The organism is Nitrospirota bacterium, assembly GCA_040752355.1.
Taxonomy (GTDB): domain Bacteria; phylum Nitrospirota; class Thermodesulfovibrionia; order Thermodesulfovibrionales; family Dissulfurispiraceae; genus JBFMCP01.
Genome location: JBFMHE010000010.1, coordinates 90380 through 106052, shown reverse-complemented (window position 1 = coordinate 106052; position 15673 = coordinate 90380). Strand labels below are relative to the sequence as shown.

The following is a 15673-nucleotide window of genomic DNA, read 5'->3' as shown; positions in this document are numbered from 1 at the left end:
CCCGGGGCCTGCGAGGGGCCGGGCATTAACAGAAGGATAAGCCGCCCCTTTCCGCCCCTTTTACGGCGATTGACTTGCCGGGACATATCTGGTAACGTGTAATACGTTATGAAGGAGCAACGGCGAGAGTTCAGGATCCCTTTCACGACGGCCATGCAGTACCTGCATTACGGCGATCCGCTGGAAGAGTGCTACCACTGCACGAGCGTCGACATCAGCGAGAGCGGCATCGGCATCGTCACCGACTCCCTTCTCCTGTTCGGCCAGTTCATCGAGTTCAGGAGCGACGGCGGAGACGATCTCCCCTCTCACGCCGTCGTCCAATGGAGCATGCCGCTCGGCACCCAGTGCCGGGCAGGATTGTTCGTATTCTAGCCTTCCCTGCAGCACCGAACGCCCCGGCATAATATGCAGTTGCATACCTTCAGAAATGTCGCCCTGAATGCTTCTTACTTTAACCCAAGCAGGAATTCATCGGCAGGCTCAATGGAAATACCATCTCTTATCAGCCTTTCTTTGCCTCGGTATACAAGAAACCTTTTTGCTTCTGGGTAGTCCTCGCCAAATGACTTGAGCGCGCGGAGGTCTTGAGGATGTATGGTTGCCGCATTCTTCACCTCTATTGCCGAAAATATGTCCTTTCCGTACACGACGAAATCGACCTCGGATCCGGCACTGGTCCTCCAATAGTGGAGCTGGCAGCCCGAATGGGCATAGTCGATCCATGCCCTCAGATGCTGGCAGACGAGCCCCTCAAGGGCTGCACCCGATTTTTCTTCAGGACGGTCAAGAGGTCCCGATGGTCGCAGGACGTTGAAAATGCCGGCATCGAAAAAGTAGAACTTCGGGTGCGAAGCGACCGCTCGCTTCGCCCTCCTGGTAAACACCGGAATCCTGTATGCTAAAAGCAGGTCTTCGAGGATGCCGATGTAGCCTTCTACCACCTTGCGTTCTATCTGGCATTCACGAGCCACATTGCTTATATTAAGAACGGCCCCATGGGAAAAGCTCACGGTCTCGAGAAACCGGGAGAAGTTTCCGATATTCCTTGTGAGCCCTTCCAGCTGCACTTCTTCCCTAAGGTAAAGATCGACATATGCCTGAAGTGTTGCTGCAGGGTCTGCGCTGCTAAGAATGAGCGGTATCATGCCGATGCCCAGAGCCCTCTCCAGGTCAAACAGTTCTTTGAGCTCAGCAGCCGTGAAAGGATGCATGTGTTTCATGAGTGCTCGGCCGGCGAGCAGGTTCACTCCTGCTTTCCTGAGCTTTCGCGCGCTTGAGCCGGTCAGAATAAACTGAAGTCCCTTCTTTTCCTCTATGAGGCTATGCACCACTTCGAGAAGCTGCGGCGCTTTTTGCACCTCATCAACGACAACGGTCTTTTTTCCCTTCTGCGCATGCACCACCTCCCTCAACCTCTCCGGATAGGCGGTGTAATTCCTGAAGACATCGGGAAGGAGGAGATCTATATACAAAGCCTCAGGATATGCTGTCTTGATAAAGGTCGATTTCCCTGCCCCCCTCGGGCCGAGCAGGAAAAAACTCTGCCTTTCTGCTTTAAGAAACCGCCTTATCGTTTCCATTTTAAGTCCAAATATGGAATTGCCATATCCAAATATAAAACATGGAGCCAATTGTCGTCAATGGTCAGACCAGCGGGATCAGGCTTGATTTCGTGACCCAGTTCTATGACCGCGGCACCCAGTGCCGGGCAGGATTGTTCGTATTCTAGCCCTGTTTTGCGGCAGAGCACACCTGCACTTCACCTCCTCAAACCTGTTATACTTCCCCTAGGCAGAAGCAGTTAACGATACCGGGAGAGCACGATGGCACTCGATTTTGAACGGCTCTATGCGACCTATCAGCCCGATATACTGAGGCTCATTGAGCGGCTGACTTCCCCTTGTGAGGCTGCTGACCTGACGCAGGAGGTCTTTCTCAAGGCAGGCCGAAGTTTGCAGGAGTTCAGAGGAGAATCGAACGTTTCAACATGGCTCTACCGTATCGCGATAAATACTGTTGCGGACCGTGCGCGGGAGGCCTCATATCGGCATGCAATCAGGAGTATACCTGCCGACCCGGATGTCGCTGATGATATTGAGGACAGAGATGGCAGCGGAGTCAAACGAGAGCCCCTCGACCTGGGCATCATCAGGAAGGAAATGAACGAGTGCATACGCGATATAATCAGGAACCTTCCGGCAGAACACAGGATTGTGATTGCGCTCAAGGATATGCAAGGGCTCTCCCATGAGGAGATCGCCTCGATTCTCCAGATCAGTGCGGGGAACGTAAAGATCAGGCTGCACCGAGCCAGAGCATGCCTGAGAAAAGAGCTCGAAGCGCAGTGTATCTTTTATCGCGATCACCGCAACGAATTCGCCTGCGACCGTAAAAGCACCATGCTTCCATTCCGCCGCACGCTATGATCCGTATCCTTTCCTCGCCCATTTCCGTCTAACGATATAAAGGATAAAAGACTCTGCCAGACGTGAGGAAAGTGATGCTCGAAATCATTGCAGGCACAGCGGAAAAAGACCTCCAGCTCGAAACACTCCTCCGAACTATGGAGGAGTACGCTCTCCTTTATATCTATGCCAAAAGAAGGCAGAAAGGCTGCGATGGCTTGGGAGAGCTCAATAATCTCAGAGATGAGCTCAGGTCAGTACTTGATGAAACAGTCAGTTATTGCAAAGACAAGGGATTGCTCGCAGAGGCTGTCCACGTTGATATGGATACCATGATAGAAGAACTTGGAGAGCGATCAGGCCATCCAGGAGGATAAATAATGATCATATCACAGAGAGAACGAGGAGGCGGTATGCAAACGATTTGCATCTGGTGCGGTTCTGCGTTAGACGCCGTTGCTATCCAGCAAGAAGCAAGGAGGCCTATTACAAAGGGGCTTTGTACAGCCTGCAGAAATGATGTAGTGAAGCAAGGCGACATCAGTGCCCTCGTCAAATTCCTCGACGAGAGCGATGCTCCCCTTCTCCTTATGCAGGGCAACCCGAGACAGGTAGTTACCGCAAATCAAGAGGCATGCGCTCTCGTTGAAAAGGATTTATCGAGGATCGAACAGCACCGAGGCGGGCAGGTCTTTGATTGTATACACTCCCTCTCCGAGGCAGGCTGCGGCAAAGACAAGCAGTGCGAGAATTGTAAAATCAAAAACGCTGTAGTCGGGACATTTATTACAGGCACGTCATTCAACGGCGTCTCCACGATATTAGAAATCAAGAAGCATGCTGAAATAAATGCATATGATATACAGGTGACCACCGAAAAAGTCGGCGATTACGCATTACTGAAAATTGATCGATACGAAAGAAGGGACTAACGAATTGAACGGTACGGCGCAGGAGAACAAAGTCCGCATACGTGATCCGCTGTCAGTACCGCACTTTCAGCGCTGCGGCGATCTCGCTCAATCGTTTATCGAACGTCCATAGCGGTATCCCGGTCAGGAGAGCCGATGCAAGCAGATGCATATCGATATAGCCGAGGCCTTTCCCCATAAGACGGTGCTCCTTTATAAACAGCATGACCTCTTCATGCTCTGCATGCGTTCCCATAGGGAGCGCGTTGAGGAGAGAGAGCAGTTCCGACCTGTTCTTGAGATTTCCGCAGGCGAGCTCGCCGATGATGAACGAATGGCACGCAACGCGACCCTCATTCAAGAGCGCTTCGAGACCGATATTCCCCTCGCGGAGATGGGCTACCCATACGGAGGTGTCTACAAGAACCATATTATGCAGATTCCGTTCTCCTCCGGGGTATCTTTTCGAGTCTCTTCTCGGTTCCGCCCAGTCTGGCAAGCCGTTTGCTGCTCTCCCGCGATATCAATGCCTCGAGTCCCAGCTTGATCAAGGCGGTCTTTTCCTTAATACCCGTCAATCTCTCGGCTTTATCGAGGAGATCGTCTTCGATGTTCAGCGTTGTCCTCACAGCTCCTCCTTGCAGTATATGCTCATATGTATGCATAAGTATGCATGATATATATGCCATTGTCAAGGAGCTGCCGAGCCCGGCATCGGGGATCTAACGGCTGGAGAACAACTCGCCTCTCATAGCGAGCAGACGGGCCATGGTTCGGGATGTTCTGAACTCGGATGTTTTATTTCTCGCCAGGAGGTCCTTCACGTCATCCAGGGTATCGATGTCTCTCCATGCGGGGAGGACGTGGACATCCGCATGATTCCTTTCGAGCACCGCCATTGTTTCTTCATAAACAGTATCGGTGCTCCAGGGCATGTTTTCGAAAATATCGGGGAGGAACGCGTCTCTTCTGAACCCGATGAGATAGTAGCCGCCGTCGACGGCCGGGCCGATCACGCTATCGGCCGACTCGAGCGAGGAGAAGGCCTCGTCTATAAGGGCGTGCGGCAGGTCGGGGATATCGCTGCCCATGATGACGGCTGCAGAAAATCCTGCGGCAAAGACTTCCTCGAAGGCGCTTCTCATTCTCTCGCCGAGATCGTTTCCCCTCTGCGGCATAGAGGCATAAGAGCTCCCCAGCCACTGCTCCACGGCGTCCCCTGCCTCCGGCGGGTGGTAACAGATGCTGAATGCGTACTCTCCCCCTTTCAGGGTCTGCAGGAGATCGAGCACAAAGCAGCGGTAGAGGTCGAGCGCAGCATCCTCGCCGAGGTCTTTTGCGAGGCGGGACTTCACCGTGCCCTTTTCAGGCGACTTTACGAAGAGGAGGAGACACCTCTTATGCACCGGCGCCGCTTTCTGCATGCAGCGAGGGAGGCATCAGCACCCGCATGCTCCTGCCGGGCCGCTCTTGTTGTCCGACATCACAGGAGCATGGCGCCGAAGATTTTTCTGAGCTCTTCATTGGTAATGGGCGTAATGGGGACTTCGCGCCGGCTCCCCGGCCGATGAGAGCGCCGTGGCAGCTGCTCCCTTTGCCGACGGTGCAGGCATAGCAGTGCTCGTCGCAGGTGATTTCCGGGCTGAAGGCGTCGAAATCGATCTCCTTCATCCTTACTCGATGTGATGTATCCACGAACCCGGGGTCCGCAATCATTTATAGAATTCTACCAGCTTTTCGGGCGGAATTCCCAGGCGATAGAGGAGCTGCAGGGTCCAGTTCCTCAGGGTGCAGTAGATGACGCCCTCCTTTTCCCAGCGCCGCGGAGAGGTCGAAACCCTTTCAGGGATGATGGTAACGGGATCTCCCCGCCGCTTGATACGCTGCATGAGCTCGACATCCTCCATGAGCGGCAGCGGCTCGAATCCCCCGGTACGCTCGAAGTACTCCCTGCGTATGAAGAGCCCCTGGTCGCCGAAGGGGATCCTGGTCAGCCGGGAGCGGAGCGAGGCGAGCCGCTCGATGATCCTGAAGATGAAGCGGTCCGACCGAATGCCCAGGTCGAAGGCGCCGGCAACGGACCGGCCCTCGTCCGCGACTTCCACAATCCGGGCGAGCGCATCGGGCGGCAGAAGGGTATCGGCATGAAGGAAGAGCAGCACCTCCCCCGAAGCGCGCGCTGCGCCGGCGTTCATCTGGAGCGCCCGCCCCTTTTCCGAAACAACTTGTACAACAGAGGGATCGCTGACGGCCTGGAGCGTCGTTCCGTCAGGGCTGCCGTCGACCACGATGACTTCGACTGCAGCCGCCGGCTCGAGACGATGGAGATGCATTACCGTTTCATTAATGACAGCGGCTTCATGGAGCACCGGAATGATTACCGAGATCGTGCAGGGGCGACCCATCATCTCCTATCATACGGGGCAGCCTCCGTGCCCTGTCAACAAGACCCAATGATCGGTAAAATTTCCTTTACTCCCGTCAACGCCCTTCTTTACACTAAAGCGGATGCCTTCTGTTGCCGATAACTAAACCACACTACCGCGAGCGACAAGGGCGATGGAAAACAAGCGAACCGGCAATATAGACTCCGAAGAGCTCTGGAAAGACTTCCGCTCGAGCCAGCCCCTCGAGAAGAACCTGACCTGCTGGGTCTGCAGGGAGATGCTCAAGATAGAGCTCATGGAGCTGTCATGCCCGGCAACAGGCACCGTGGATGTCATCAGGATCGACTTCTGTCCGAAGTGCGGAAAGCGATTGCGATAAATCCCCTCACCCTTTTCTTCCCCCCTCTCTTCCCCGGCTTTTCTTGACATTTAGCAGAAGCATTCCGATAATATAAGGTACCAGGTGCCGCAAGGCTTAATAGGGAATCCCGTGCGGTCGTTCAGCCGCGAGGCAGGCCAAATCGGGAGCGGTCCCGCCGCTGTGATCCCGACTCCCCGGCAACATCGAGGAGTAAGCCCTTTACCTAACAACACGCCACTGTTCACGAGCGAATGGGAAGGCTGGTAAAGGTCGGGAGAGCCAGAAGACCTGCCTGAAAGCAGCAGCTCTCAGTCCCCGCTCATAGCAGGGAGCAATCTTTATCGCTATGGGCTGCGGACGACGAAAGGCCTCTCGTGGAAGCGGGCCGGAGTAATGAGGATGAAGTAAACAGGGTGCAATCCTCAGGGCATCGATGCTCTGGGGATTTTTTATTTTGAGGAGGAACGTGGTCACCTTCGTTATCGGCGGAGCGAGGAGCGGCAAAAGCGGGTTTGCGCTGCAGAAGGCATCGGCAGCAGCGGGGTCCAAGGCATATATTGCGACGGCGCAGGCGCTCGACGACGAGATGCGGGAGCGGATCGCGCGGCATCAGCAGGAGCGGACCGATGCATGGACGACGATCGAGGAGCCGCTTAACCTCGCCGCCTCTCTGACGTCTGCTCGGGGAGCCCACTCCGTGCTCCTCGTCGACTGCCTTACGCTCTGGGTATCGAACCTGCTCGTTTCCGAAATCGGGAATATAGAAGAGCGGACGGATGAATTTATCGCAGCGCTCGAGGGAAGCAATGGCTGCGCCGTTTATGTGGTTGCGAACGAGGTGGGTCTCGGCATTGTCCCGGACAATCTGCTCGCCCGCCGGTTCAGGGACCTTGCCGGCGCCCTCAACCAGAAGGTCGCCGCCGTCGCCGGCGAGGTATTCCTCGTGACCGCCGGGATACCGCTGCGCATAAAATAGAAGCTTCGCACTACGCCACTACAAGGAGACGCTATGGACGTGCTCACCAGGACGCTTCAAACTATCAAGCCTGTAAACGAGGAGTGGTCGGGCATCGCCCAGAAGCATCTCGACAACCTCACCAAGCCGCTCGGCAGCTTGGGAAGACTCGAAGAGTTCGCCGGAAGACTGGTGGCGATAACGGAGAACAAGAACCCCCTGCTCGATAAAAAGGTCGTCTTCACCTTTGCCGGAGACCACGGCGTCACCGAAGAGGGAGTATCGGCCTTCCCCAAGGCGGTGACCCGGCAGATGGTCCTGAATTTCATCAGGGGCGGCGCCGGCATCAATGTGCTCGCCCGCCACGCGGGTGCAGAGGTCGTCGTTGTCGATATCGGGGTTGACCACGACTTCGAGGAGGTCAAGGGGCTCCTCTCGATGAAGGTCGTGAAGGGGACAAAAAACTTTGCCAAGGGCCCTGCCATGACGAGAGAGGAGGCGGTCCGATGCATCGAAGTCGGCATCACCGTTGCCGAAGGCTATGTCAAGAAAGGGTATAAGATCTTCGGCACCGGCGAGATGGGGATCGGCAACACCACCCCTTCGAGCGCCATCGCGGCAGTGCTGACTGCCTCGCCGGTTGTCGAGGTGACCGGCAAAGGCACCGGCATCAGCGACGAATCCCTCAGGAGGAAGATTCAGGTGATCGAGAAAGGGATCAGCGTGAACCGGCCCGACCCGAACGACCCGCTCGATGTGCTCGCAAAGGTCGGAGGAGCCGAGATCGGGGGGATCGCCGGTCTGATACTGGGCGCTGCGGCAAGCAGGATACCGGTCGTGATCGACGGCTTCATTTCGACTGCGGGGGCGCTCGTCGCTTACTGCATCGAATCGAAGACGAAGGACTATATGTTCGCCGCCCACCAGTCGATCGAGAGAGGGCATACGGCGATGCTCAACAAAATGGGCCTGCGGCCCATCCTCGACCTCGATCTCCGGCTGGGGGAAGGCACCGGCGCAGCGCTCGCGATGCTCCTCATAGAGGGCGGACTGAAGATCTACAAGGAGATGGCCACCTTCGGAGAGGCCGGGGTGTCGAATGAGTCACAAAACTGACAACCTATGCGGCAATTACTTTTAGCGTTCCAGTTCCTCACGATCATTCCCACGCGGGTGCGGGGGGATGTCTCCGAGCGGGAGGTCGCCCAGTCGGCGGCCTTTTTCCCGGCGGTCGGGGCATTGCAGGGGAGCGTCCTCTATGGCGCGGCATCGCTTCTGCTCATGCTCTTTTCTCCTGATATCACCAGCGGCCTCATCATCCTGCTCCTCATCATAAGCAACGGGGGCTTCCATCTCGACGGGCTTGCCGATACGTTCGATGCCCTTTCAGTGAAATCGAAAGGGGATGAGGCGCTCGACCGGGAGCGGCGGCTCGCGGTGATGAAAGACAGCGCCACCGGCGCGATCGGGGTGGTGGCGATCGTCATCACCATCGTAGTGAAGCTTCTCTTCATCCGGCATCTCCTGGTTGCCGCGCCGATCTTTACCGCGTATTCGGCGGTTTTCCTTATGCCCGTCTTCTCGAAATGGGTGATGGTGCCCGCCATGTACCACGGCACCTCCGCGCGGCGCGAGGGGCTCGGCCAGGTCTTCATCGACGGCGTTGCCCTCAACACGGTCATCACCGCCTCGCTCCTCGTCGGGCTCCTCTTCATCATCGTTGCGGAGCTTCACCTGCTCAGGATGTACGGCGCCGAGAGCATAACGCTCTTCCTCGTCCTCTTCATCAGCCTCTACCTCTTCTGCCTTGCAGCGATCAGGTTCTGCAGCCGGAGGTTCGGCGGGCTTACGGGAGACACCCTCGGTGCTCTCAGCGAAATTGCGGAGATCTTATTCCTGGCGGTCTTTACCCTATGGTTACGACGCTTTATCTGATCAGGCACGGCGAAACCGAAGGCGGAGACGTCAAGCGCTACAAGGGGAGCATCGATGTCCCCCTCTCGGAGCGGGGGGGCGAGCAGGCGCGCAGGAACGCTGCATTCCTCTTCGACCATCCGCGGTCAGCGCGCCTCTCCCAGCGGCTGAGCTATCTGCGGGACATCCATACGGCGCCGGTCGATGCCGGGTCAGGTGGAGACCGGGAGGATAAGGGGCCGTTCGTTGCCGCAGTGTACTGTTCGCCGCTGAGCAGGGCGCTCACGAGCGCCGAGATCATCGCCTCTCCTCACGGGTTGAAGCCGACCGTCCGGCAGGAGCTGCGGGAGCGGAGCTTCGGCGTATGGGAAGGCCTCTCCTTCATCGAGATAAAAGAGCGCTATCCTGCAGAATTCGAGGCATGGGCTACGGACCCGCTCCGCTACAGTCCGATAAACGGAGAGAGCACGCTCGAGGTGAGGGACAGGGTGATCCCGGCCCTCGATGCCGCGATTGCCGCGCATCCGGGAGAGAGCATCGTCGTCGTGGCCCACGGAGGGGTGAACAGGATCATCCTCTGCCACCTGCTCGGCATACCGCTCGAGAATATCTTCAGGATCGAGCAGAGCCTCGGCAGCATCAATGTCGTCGAGTTCTGGGAAAAGTATCCGGTCGCAAAATTGATCAACTACGTCGTCGAGCCTGGCAGGGGTGATTCGAGGAATGGCTAGATCGCTGATGATACAGGGGACCGGGTCGGGTGCGGGCAAGAGCCTCATCGCCGCCGCCTTCTGCAGGATCTTCAGGGACAGGGGTATTGCGGTAGCCCCGTTCAAGGCGCAGAACATGGCGCTCAACTCCTATATCACGGCTGACGGCGGCGAGATAGGCAGGGCGCAGGCGCTCCAGGCCGAGGCAGCCCGGGTCCCGGCAACGGTGGACATGAATCCCATACTGCTCAAGGCATCGGGAGAGATCGGGTCGCAGGTGATCATCAGAGGGAAGGTACTCGCCACCATGAAGGCGCAGGAGTATTACGCCTTCAAGAAGGAGGCGTGGAAGTCGGTCACCTCCTCTTTCGATACGCTCTCCCGGGACAATGACCTTATTGTCATCGAGGGAGCGGGAAGCCCTGCCGAGATCAATCTCATGAATGTCGATGTGGTGAACATGGCGGTCGCACGATACGCCAAAGCCCCGGTGCTCCTCGTCGGCGATATCGACAAGGGAGGCGTCTTCGCATCCCTCTTCGGCACGGTGAAGCTCCTCGGAAAGGAGAGCAGATACATCAGGGCGCTCCTCATCAACAAGTTCCGCGGCGATCTCGAGATACTCAGGCCGGGTCTCGATATGATCCGCGCCAAGACGGGCAAGCCGGTCATCGGCGTGCTGCCGTATATCCACAACATCGGGCTGCCCGAAGAGGACGGCCTCGCGCTCCAGAGACAGGGGGCGGACCAGGGGAGACGGCACGCAGATATAAAAGTCGTTATCGTGAGGCTCCGCTATATTTCGAACTTTACGGACTTCGACCCCCTCCTCTACGAGCCCGATGTCGAGATGGTGTACTCGAGCAGCCCGGCGGATATAGAAAATGCCGACCTGGTGATCATCCCGGGGTCGAAGAATACGGTGAAGGACCTCCTGCTCCTCCGTGAGCGCGGGCTCGACCGGAGCATACGGCGGGCCGCTGCAAAGGGTGTACAGGTGATGGGCATGTGCGGGGGATACCAGATGCTGGGGAGGACGATTGCGGACCCCCACGGTATCGAGAGCCCGCATGCAACGGTCGACGGGCTGGGCCTTCTCGACATAGAGACCGTCTTCGAAAGGACCAAGACCACCTGCCGGAGCGAGGCCGAGATCGCCGACAGCTCATGGTCCGCCGCCCGGGGAGATGCGTACAGCAGTGTGCCGCTGCAGGGATACGAGATCCATATGGGCGAGAGCCGGGGGGATATAGGCCTGTTCAGGATTCGCCGGTCTTCGGGTTCGGCCCCGGTGCTCGATGGCTCCCGGAAGGAGTCCTGCTGGGGAACGTACCTCCACGGCATCTTCGACAACGACAGCTTCAGGAGGGATATTCTCGACTGCATACGGGTCCGGAAAGGCCTGGGGCCGCTCGGCGCCGTCTATAGTTTCTCGGAAGTGAAGGACAAGGCGCTCGATGCGCTCGCCGGCGTCGTAAGGGAGCACGTGGACATGGATTTCGTGAACAAGGTGGCAGGCCTATGATACTGCCGCTCGAGCTGCTCTGCGCCTTCCTGCTCGATCTCCTCGTCGGCGATCCGCGCTGGCTGCCGCACCCGGTGCGCATCATCGGCCGGGCCATAAGCAGCCTGGAGAAGGTCATCAGGAGCTTCTGCAAGAGCGCTGCGGGAGAGCGGCTCGGCGGAGTCCTCCTGGTGCTCGCCGTCACTCTCTCTTCCTTTGCGGTCGCCGCCCTTATAGTGGCCGGAGCGCGACAGCTGCCGGGCGCGCTCGGCGGTCTCGTCGGTTCGGCGGTACTCGTCTATCTCGCCTCGACCACCCTTGCGCTGCGGGGACTGGTCGACGCGGCGCGTGCGGTCATCGAAGCGGTGCGGGAGCAGAGCATCGACGAGGCGCGGCGCTCGCTCGGGATGATCGTCGGCCGCGATACCGGGAACCTTGCGGAAAAGGATATTCTGAAGGCTACCATGGAGACCCTCGCCGAGAACCTCTCCGACGGCATCATCGCCCCGCTCTTCTACCTGACGCTCGGCGGTCTGCCGCTCGCCATAACCTACAAGGCGATCAACACGCTCGACTCGATGGTCGGCTACAAGAACGATACGTACCGTTTCTTCGGCTGGGCAGCGGCCCGACTCGACGATGCGGCGAACTATATCCCGGCGCGGCTTACGGGGGGGCTGCTCATTGCCGCTGTTTTCATTGTCGCCCTTCTGAAACGGGGCAACGCCTCTGCCGCATCGGCCCGTGCCGCCCTTCTCACGATGCTGCGCGACGGCAGGAACCATACGAGCCCCAACAGCGGCATTCCCGAAGCGGCGATGGCCGGGGCGCTCGGCATCAGGATGGGAGGTCCCTCGACCTACGGTGGTATACTAATCGAAAAGCCCTATATCGGAAGCGAGAGGACCGATGACTACCTGGCCGCCTCCGAGCGTGCTATTACCCTGGTGAGGGCCGCGGCGCTCCTCGGCATCGGGATATCCCTCATCATCATTGCCGCAGGGGGAGGGAGATAATGCAGGAACCGCATGGCGGCAATATCCATAGAGCCGCCCGGGAGCTCGGGCTTCCGGAGCAGAGGATCCTCGACTTCAGCGCATCGATAAACCCGCTCGGGGTCCCCCGGACCGCAGCCGCGGAGATCAGGAAAGGCATACGCAGCCTCCCGCACTACCCCGACCCCGATGCGCGCCGCCTCACTTCCCGGATCGCCCGGCAGTACGGGATCGATGCCGGCTCCATCATCTGCGGCAACGGCAGCACGGAGCTGATCTATCTCGTCGCCAGGGCGCTGAAGCCCGAGAGCGTGGTCATACCTGCGCCCACGTTCCAGGAGTATGAGCGGGCGGTGCTCCTCCAGTTCCGGTCGAAAAAGATCACCCTCAAACATCCCCTGTTGAAACCGTCGAACAGCTTTGACGTAAATGCCGAACAGCTCATCCACGCCATGCAGGGCTGCAGCATGGTCTTCCTCTGCAATCCCAATAATCCGACGGGCAGGCTTATAAAAAAGAGTACGCTCCTCGGCATCGCCGATGCAGCCCGTGAGCTCGGCTGCTATCTCGTCGTGGATGAGGCCTTCATCGACTTCACGCCGAAGGAATCGGTCATCAAAGAGGTTGCAAGAAATCCCTTCCTGATCGTGCTGCGGTCGCTGACGAAGTTTTATGCCCTCTCGGGGCTGCGGCTCGGTTTTGCCGCGGCGCCGCCTCCTGTTGCCGAGCTCCTCAGGCGCCATAAGGAGCCCTGGACCGTCAACAGCCTTGCGCAGAGGGCCGGGAGCGCGGCCCTCGATGACAAGCACTACCGAAAGGAGTCGCTGGCGTTCATCAAAGAGGAAAAGACGTTCATGGAGAGGGAGTTCAGGCGCCTCGGCATCGATTATGTTCCCTCGGCTGCCAACTATTATCTGCTGCGGCTCGATGCTGCGCAGGATATCATCGCCGGCCTGCGCAGCAAGGGGATTCTCGTGCGGAATTGTGTCAATTTTACCGGTCTCGATGAGACCTATATGAGGGTTGCGGTAAAGACCAGCAGGGATAACCGGCGGCTGATCAAGGAATTGGAGCGTTTATGCAGGGTTTCGTAATAGCCGGCACCCACAGCGGCTGCGGAAAGACGACCGTCACCCTCGGCATACTCGCGGCGCTGAGGCGGAGGGGCTGCTCGGTACAGTCGTTCAAGGCAGGGCCCGACTTCATCGATGCGGGCCTCCACCGGCTCATCACCGGCCGCGCCTCGCGGAACCTCGACCTCTGGATGTGCGGGGAGGAGAGCGTGATCGACTGCTTCGACCGGCATACGGGAGATGCCGATATCGCGGTGGTCGAAGGAGTGATGGGCCTGTACGACGGCGAGCAGAGCACCGCCGCCCTCGCCCGCGTTCTCCGCCTTCCGGTCGTTCTCGTCGTCGATGCCTACGGCATGGCCGAAAGCGCCGGGGCGATAGTACAAGGATTCGCACGCTATGGCGCGGATGCCTCTTCCGGACTCATTGCCGGAGTCCTCTTCAACCGCGTTGCGTCGGAGAGCCATTATGCCAGGCTGAAGGAGAGCGTTCGGGACGTTCCGGTCCTCGGCTGCCTGCCGAGGAGTCTCGATTTCGAGATCCCCCACCGCCACCTCGGCCTCGCTACAGCAGAGGAACATCCGATAGCCCGGGAGAATATCGGGAAGCTGGCCGATACGGTGCTGAGATACATCGATATGGACGCACTGGTGGCGAGAGCAGATCTCTCGATGCGCGGTAGTGGAGTAACCCCTCCCTGCCTCCCCTTACCTAAGGGGAGGAGCGAGGAGGGGTTACCGTCCACAATTAAGATCGCGGTCGCTTACGATAAGGCCTTCTGCTTCTACTATGAAGACAACCTCGATCTCCTGAGGGCTGCAGGCGCTGAGATCGTTCCGTTCAGTCCGCTGGCCGACTCCGCTCTTCCCGATGCGGCCGATGCCCTTTATATCGGAGGAGGCTATCCGGAGCTCTATGCAGCGGAGCTCGCCCGGAATGGCTCCCTGCGGGCTGCCCTTGCCGAGTGGTCCGGGTCGGGAAGGCCCCTGTACGCCGAATGCGGCGGTCTCATGTACCTCTCCCGGGGCATCCATGCGTTCGACGGCTCTTTTTTCCCTATGGTCGGAACGCTGCCGTTCGAGACCGTGATGAAAAAAGGCAGGGCGCACCTCGGCTACCGGAAGGTCGTTCTCGATAAGGACTGCATCCTCGGGAAGAAAGGGGAGGAGTGCAGGGGGCATGAGTTCCACTATTCCGAGATAAAGAAGAGCGCGGAAGCATCTTCCGATCTCGTATCTTCGGCTTACTCGGTTCAGGACAGGAGCGGACACGCGATCGGCGCCGAGGGATACAGCGTAAAAAATACCCTCGCGAGTTATATCCATATCCACTTCGGGAGCAATCCCGGCATTCCGGAACGCTTTATTACTTTCGCAAAGGAGACGGTGACGGCATCATGGAAAGCATAATCCTCATAGGACACGGCAGCCCCAGGAAAGAGGCGAACAATCTCGAACATATCGGCGCCATGCTGCACGGCATGCTCCACGCCGGATGCAGCAGCGACTGCGTAAAGGTCTCGTACCTCCAGTTTACCGAGCCGTCTATCATGGATACCATCACCGCACAGGTGAAGAGCGGGGCGACGAAGGTCATTCTGCACCCCTTCTTCCTGAGCGCAGGGATGCATGTCACCAAGGACATCCCCGAGATGATCGAAGAGGCCCGGGGGCGGTATCCGCATGTCGAATTCGTTTACACCGAACCCCTCGGCACCCACGAGAAGCTGGCGCGCATCGTCATGGAGCGGATCGGCGCCGCGCAGAAAGGAACTCCCGACGATATCGAGAAGAGGAGCTTCTCCATCATCGAGGAGGAGCTCGACCTGTGCGACATCCCTGCCGAACAGCGCCCCATCGTGCAGCGCATCATTCACGCCACCGCGGATTTCGAGTTCAAGAAGAGCCTCGTGTTCCACAAGGATGCGGTCGCCTGCGGGCTCACGGCGCTGCGCGAGGGGAAAGACATCCTTACCGATGTCGAGATGGTCAAGACAGGGATCAACAAGAAGCGGCTTGCGCGCTGGGGAGGCAGGGTCATCTGCGCCATCTCCGACGAGGAGGTCCGCCGGCGCTCCGAAGAGACCGGGGCGACGAGGGCCGAGATCGCTATCGAGAAGGGGCTCGGCGAGCACAACGTCGGCATCATAGCGATCGGCAATGCCCCGACCGCTCTCCTTAAAACCGTAGAGCTTTTGACAAACGGGTCATGGGGCATGGGGCATGGGGCAAGAAATGATAACCAGGACATGGCCCTTGCCCCTTGCCCCTTGCCCCTCGTAATCGGCGTGCCGGTGGGGTTCGTCAATGCCTTCGAATCAAAGGCCCTGCTCGCTGCACAGCAGTTTCCCTTTATCACCACCCTGAGCAGGAAAGGCGGCACACCGGTGGCGGTGGCAGCAGTAAACGCTCTCTTGAAAATGGCGGAGGTGTGATAATGAAGAAGCGGGAGCCGG

At 58.5% G+C, this 15673-nt stretch carries 20 protein-coding genes and 1 riboswitch; of the genes, 14 read left to right on the top strand and 6 right to left on the bottom strand.

Features of this window, described 5'->3' with window-relative positions; all coding sequences use genetic code 11:
* Positions 1 to 108 precede the first annotated feature (108 nt).
* Entirely contained in the window at positions 109 to 375 is a 267-nt protein-coding gene (locus AB1805_09115) for a PilZ domain-containing protein (protein MEW5745577.1), read from the top strand.
* A 74-nt stretch (positions 376 to 449) separates the two neighbouring features.
* Here the strand turns inward: AB1805_09115 and AB1805_09110 are convergent, their stop codons facing one another.
* Positions 450 to 1583, bottom strand: coding sequence for an AAA family ATPase (locus AB1805_09110; protein MEW5745576.1), 1134 nt, complete (start codon positions 1581 to 1583; stop codon positions 450 to 452).
* A gap of 243 nt (positions 1584 to 1826) precedes the next feature.
* On the opposite strand from AB1805_09110, the gene AB1805_09105 reads away from it, so the two are divergent.
* The 3 genes from AB1805_09105 to AB1805_09095 all read left to right on the top strand — a co-directional run bounded on the left by AB1805_09105 (position 1827) and on the right by AB1805_09095 (position 3340).
* Positions 1827 to 2429 carry a sigma-70 family RNA polymerase sigma factor gene (locus AB1805_09105; protein MEW5745575.1) on the top strand — a complete coding sequence of 201 codons (603 nt, stop codon included), beginning with the start codon at positions 1827 to 1829 and terminating at the stop codon, positions 2427 to 2429.
* 74 nt (positions 2430 to 2503) lie between these two features.
* Complete coding sequence (locus AB1805_09100; GenBank protein ID MEW5745574.1) at positions 2504 to 2785, top strand: hypothetical protein; 282 nt, start codon at positions 2504 to 2506, stop codon at positions 2783 to 2785.
* 3 nt (positions 2786 to 2788) lie between these two features.
* Positions 2789 to 3340 (top strand): hypothetical protein, encoded by a 552-nt coding sequence (locus tag AB1805_09095; GenBank protein MEW5745573.1) that lies wholly within the window; start codon positions 2789 to 2791, stop codon positions 3338 to 3340.
* A gap of 52 nt (positions 3341 to 3392) precedes the next feature.
* Here the strand turns inward: AB1805_09095 and AB1805_09090 are convergent, their stop codons facing one another.
* The 5 genes from AB1805_09090 to AB1805_09070 all read right to left on the bottom strand — a co-directional run bounded on the left by AB1805_09090 (position 3393) and on the right by AB1805_09070 (position 5727).
* Positions 3393 to 3749 carry a type II toxin-antitoxin system VapC family toxin gene (locus AB1805_09090; protein ID MEW5745572.1) on the bottom strand — a complete coding sequence of 119 codons (357 nt, stop codon included), beginning with the start codon at positions 3747 to 3749 and terminating at the stop codon, positions 3393 to 3395.
* A gap of 1 nt (position 3750) precedes the next feature.
* Entirely contained in the window at positions 3751 to 3948 is a 198-nt protein-coding gene (locus AB1805_09085) for a type II toxin-antitoxin system VapB family antitoxin (GenBank protein MEW5745571.1), read from the bottom strand.
* Between the two features lie 93 nt (positions 3949 to 4041).
* A complete protein-coding gene (locus AB1805_09080) occupies positions 4042 to 4725 on the bottom strand; it encodes a TIGR04282 family arsenosugar biosynthesis glycosyltransferase (protein MEW5745570.1) in 684 nt (227 codons plus the stop codon).
* Entirely contained in the window at positions 4718 to 4990 is a 273-nt protein-coding gene (locus AB1805_09075) for a DUF3641 domain-containing protein (protein ID MEW5745569.1), read from the bottom strand. Before AB1805_09075 ends, AB1805_09080 begins: the two co-directional genes overlap by 8 nt.
* Positions 4991 to 5031: 41 nt before the next feature.
* Positions 5032 to 5727, bottom strand: a complete 696-nt coding sequence (locus AB1805_09070) for a TIGR04283 family arsenosugar biosynthesis glycosyltransferase (GenBank protein ID MEW5745568.1) — start codon at positions 5725 to 5727, stop codon at positions 5032 to 5034.
* A gap of 151 nt (positions 5728 to 5878) precedes the next feature.
* On the opposite strand from AB1805_09070, the gene AB1805_09065 reads away from it, so the two are divergent.
* The 10 genes from AB1805_09065 to AB1805_09020 all read left to right on the top strand — a co-directional run bounded on the left by AB1805_09065 (position 5879) and on the right by AB1805_09020 (position 15652).
* Complete coding sequence (locus tag AB1805_09065; protein ID MEW5745567.1) at positions 5879 to 6085, top strand: hypothetical protein; 207 nt, start codon at positions 5879 to 5881, stop codon at positions 6083 to 6085.
* 65 nt (positions 6086 to 6150) lie between these two features.
* A riboswitch (cobalamin riboswitch) is annotated at positions 6151 to 6378 on the top strand.
* Positions 6379 to 6533: 155 nt separating this feature from the next.
* Positions 6534 to 7043, top strand: coding sequence for a bifunctional adenosylcobinamide kinase/adenosylcobinamide-phosphate guanylyltransferase (gene cobU / locus AB1805_09060; protein ID MEW5745566.1), 510 nt, complete (start codon positions 6534 to 6536; stop codon positions 7041 to 7043).
* A 33-nt stretch (positions 7044 to 7076) separates the two neighbouring features.
* Positions 7077 to 8138, top strand: a complete 1062-nt coding sequence (gene cobT / locus AB1805_09055) for a nicotinate-nucleotide--dimethylbenzimidazole phosphoribosyltransferase (GenBank protein MEW5745565.1) — start codon at positions 7077 to 7079, stop codon at positions 8136 to 8138.
* 6 nt (positions 8139 to 8144) lie between these two features.
* A complete protein-coding gene (locus AB1805_09050; GenBank protein ID MEW5745564.1) occupies positions 8145 to 8957 on the top strand; it encodes an adenosylcobinamide-GDP ribazoletransferase in 813 nt (270 codons plus the stop codon).
* Positions 8936 to 9667 carry a histidine phosphatase family protein gene (locus AB1805_09045; protein ID MEW5745563.1) on the top strand — a complete coding sequence of 244 codons (732 nt, stop codon included), beginning with the start codon at positions 8936 to 8938 and terminating at the stop codon, positions 9665 to 9667. Before AB1805_09050 ends, AB1805_09045 begins: the two co-directional genes overlap by 22 nt.
* The gene (locus AB1805_09040) at positions 9660 to 11171 is read left to right on the top strand and encodes a cobyric acid synthase (GenBank protein ID MEW5745562.1); all 1512 of its coding nucleotides are present in this window, start codon (positions 9660 to 9662) and stop codon (positions 11169 to 11171) included. Before AB1805_09045 ends, AB1805_09040 begins: the two co-directional genes overlap by 8 nt.
* Entirely contained in the window at positions 11168 to 12166 is a 999-nt protein-coding gene (cbiB, locus tag AB1805_09035) for an adenosylcobinamide-phosphate synthase CbiB (GenBank protein MEW5745561.1), read from the top strand. The genes AB1805_09040 and cbiB overlap by 4 nt, the downstream gene beginning before the upstream one ends.
* The gene (gene cobD / locus AB1805_09030) at positions 12166 to 13239 is read left to right on the top strand and encodes a threonine-phosphate decarboxylase CobD (GenBank protein MEW5745560.1); all 1074 of its coding nucleotides are present in this window, start codon (positions 12166 to 12168) and stop codon (positions 13237 to 13239) included. The genes cbiB and cobD overlap by 1 nt, the downstream gene beginning before the upstream one ends.
* Positions 13224 to 14627, top strand: a complete 1404-nt coding sequence (locus AB1805_09025; GenBank protein MEW5745559.1) for a cobyrinate a,c-diamide synthase — start codon at positions 13224 to 13226, stop codon at positions 14625 to 14627. The genes cobD and AB1805_09025 overlap by 16 nt, the downstream gene beginning before the upstream one ends.
* The gene (locus tag AB1805_09020) at positions 14615 to 15652 is read left to right on the top strand and encodes a precorrin-8X methylmutase (protein ID MEW5745558.1); all 1038 of its coding nucleotides are present in this window, start codon (positions 14615 to 14617) and stop codon (positions 15650 to 15652) included. Before AB1805_09025 ends, AB1805_09020 begins: the two co-directional genes overlap by 13 nt.
* Positions 15653 to 15673: the final 21 nt, after the last annotated feature.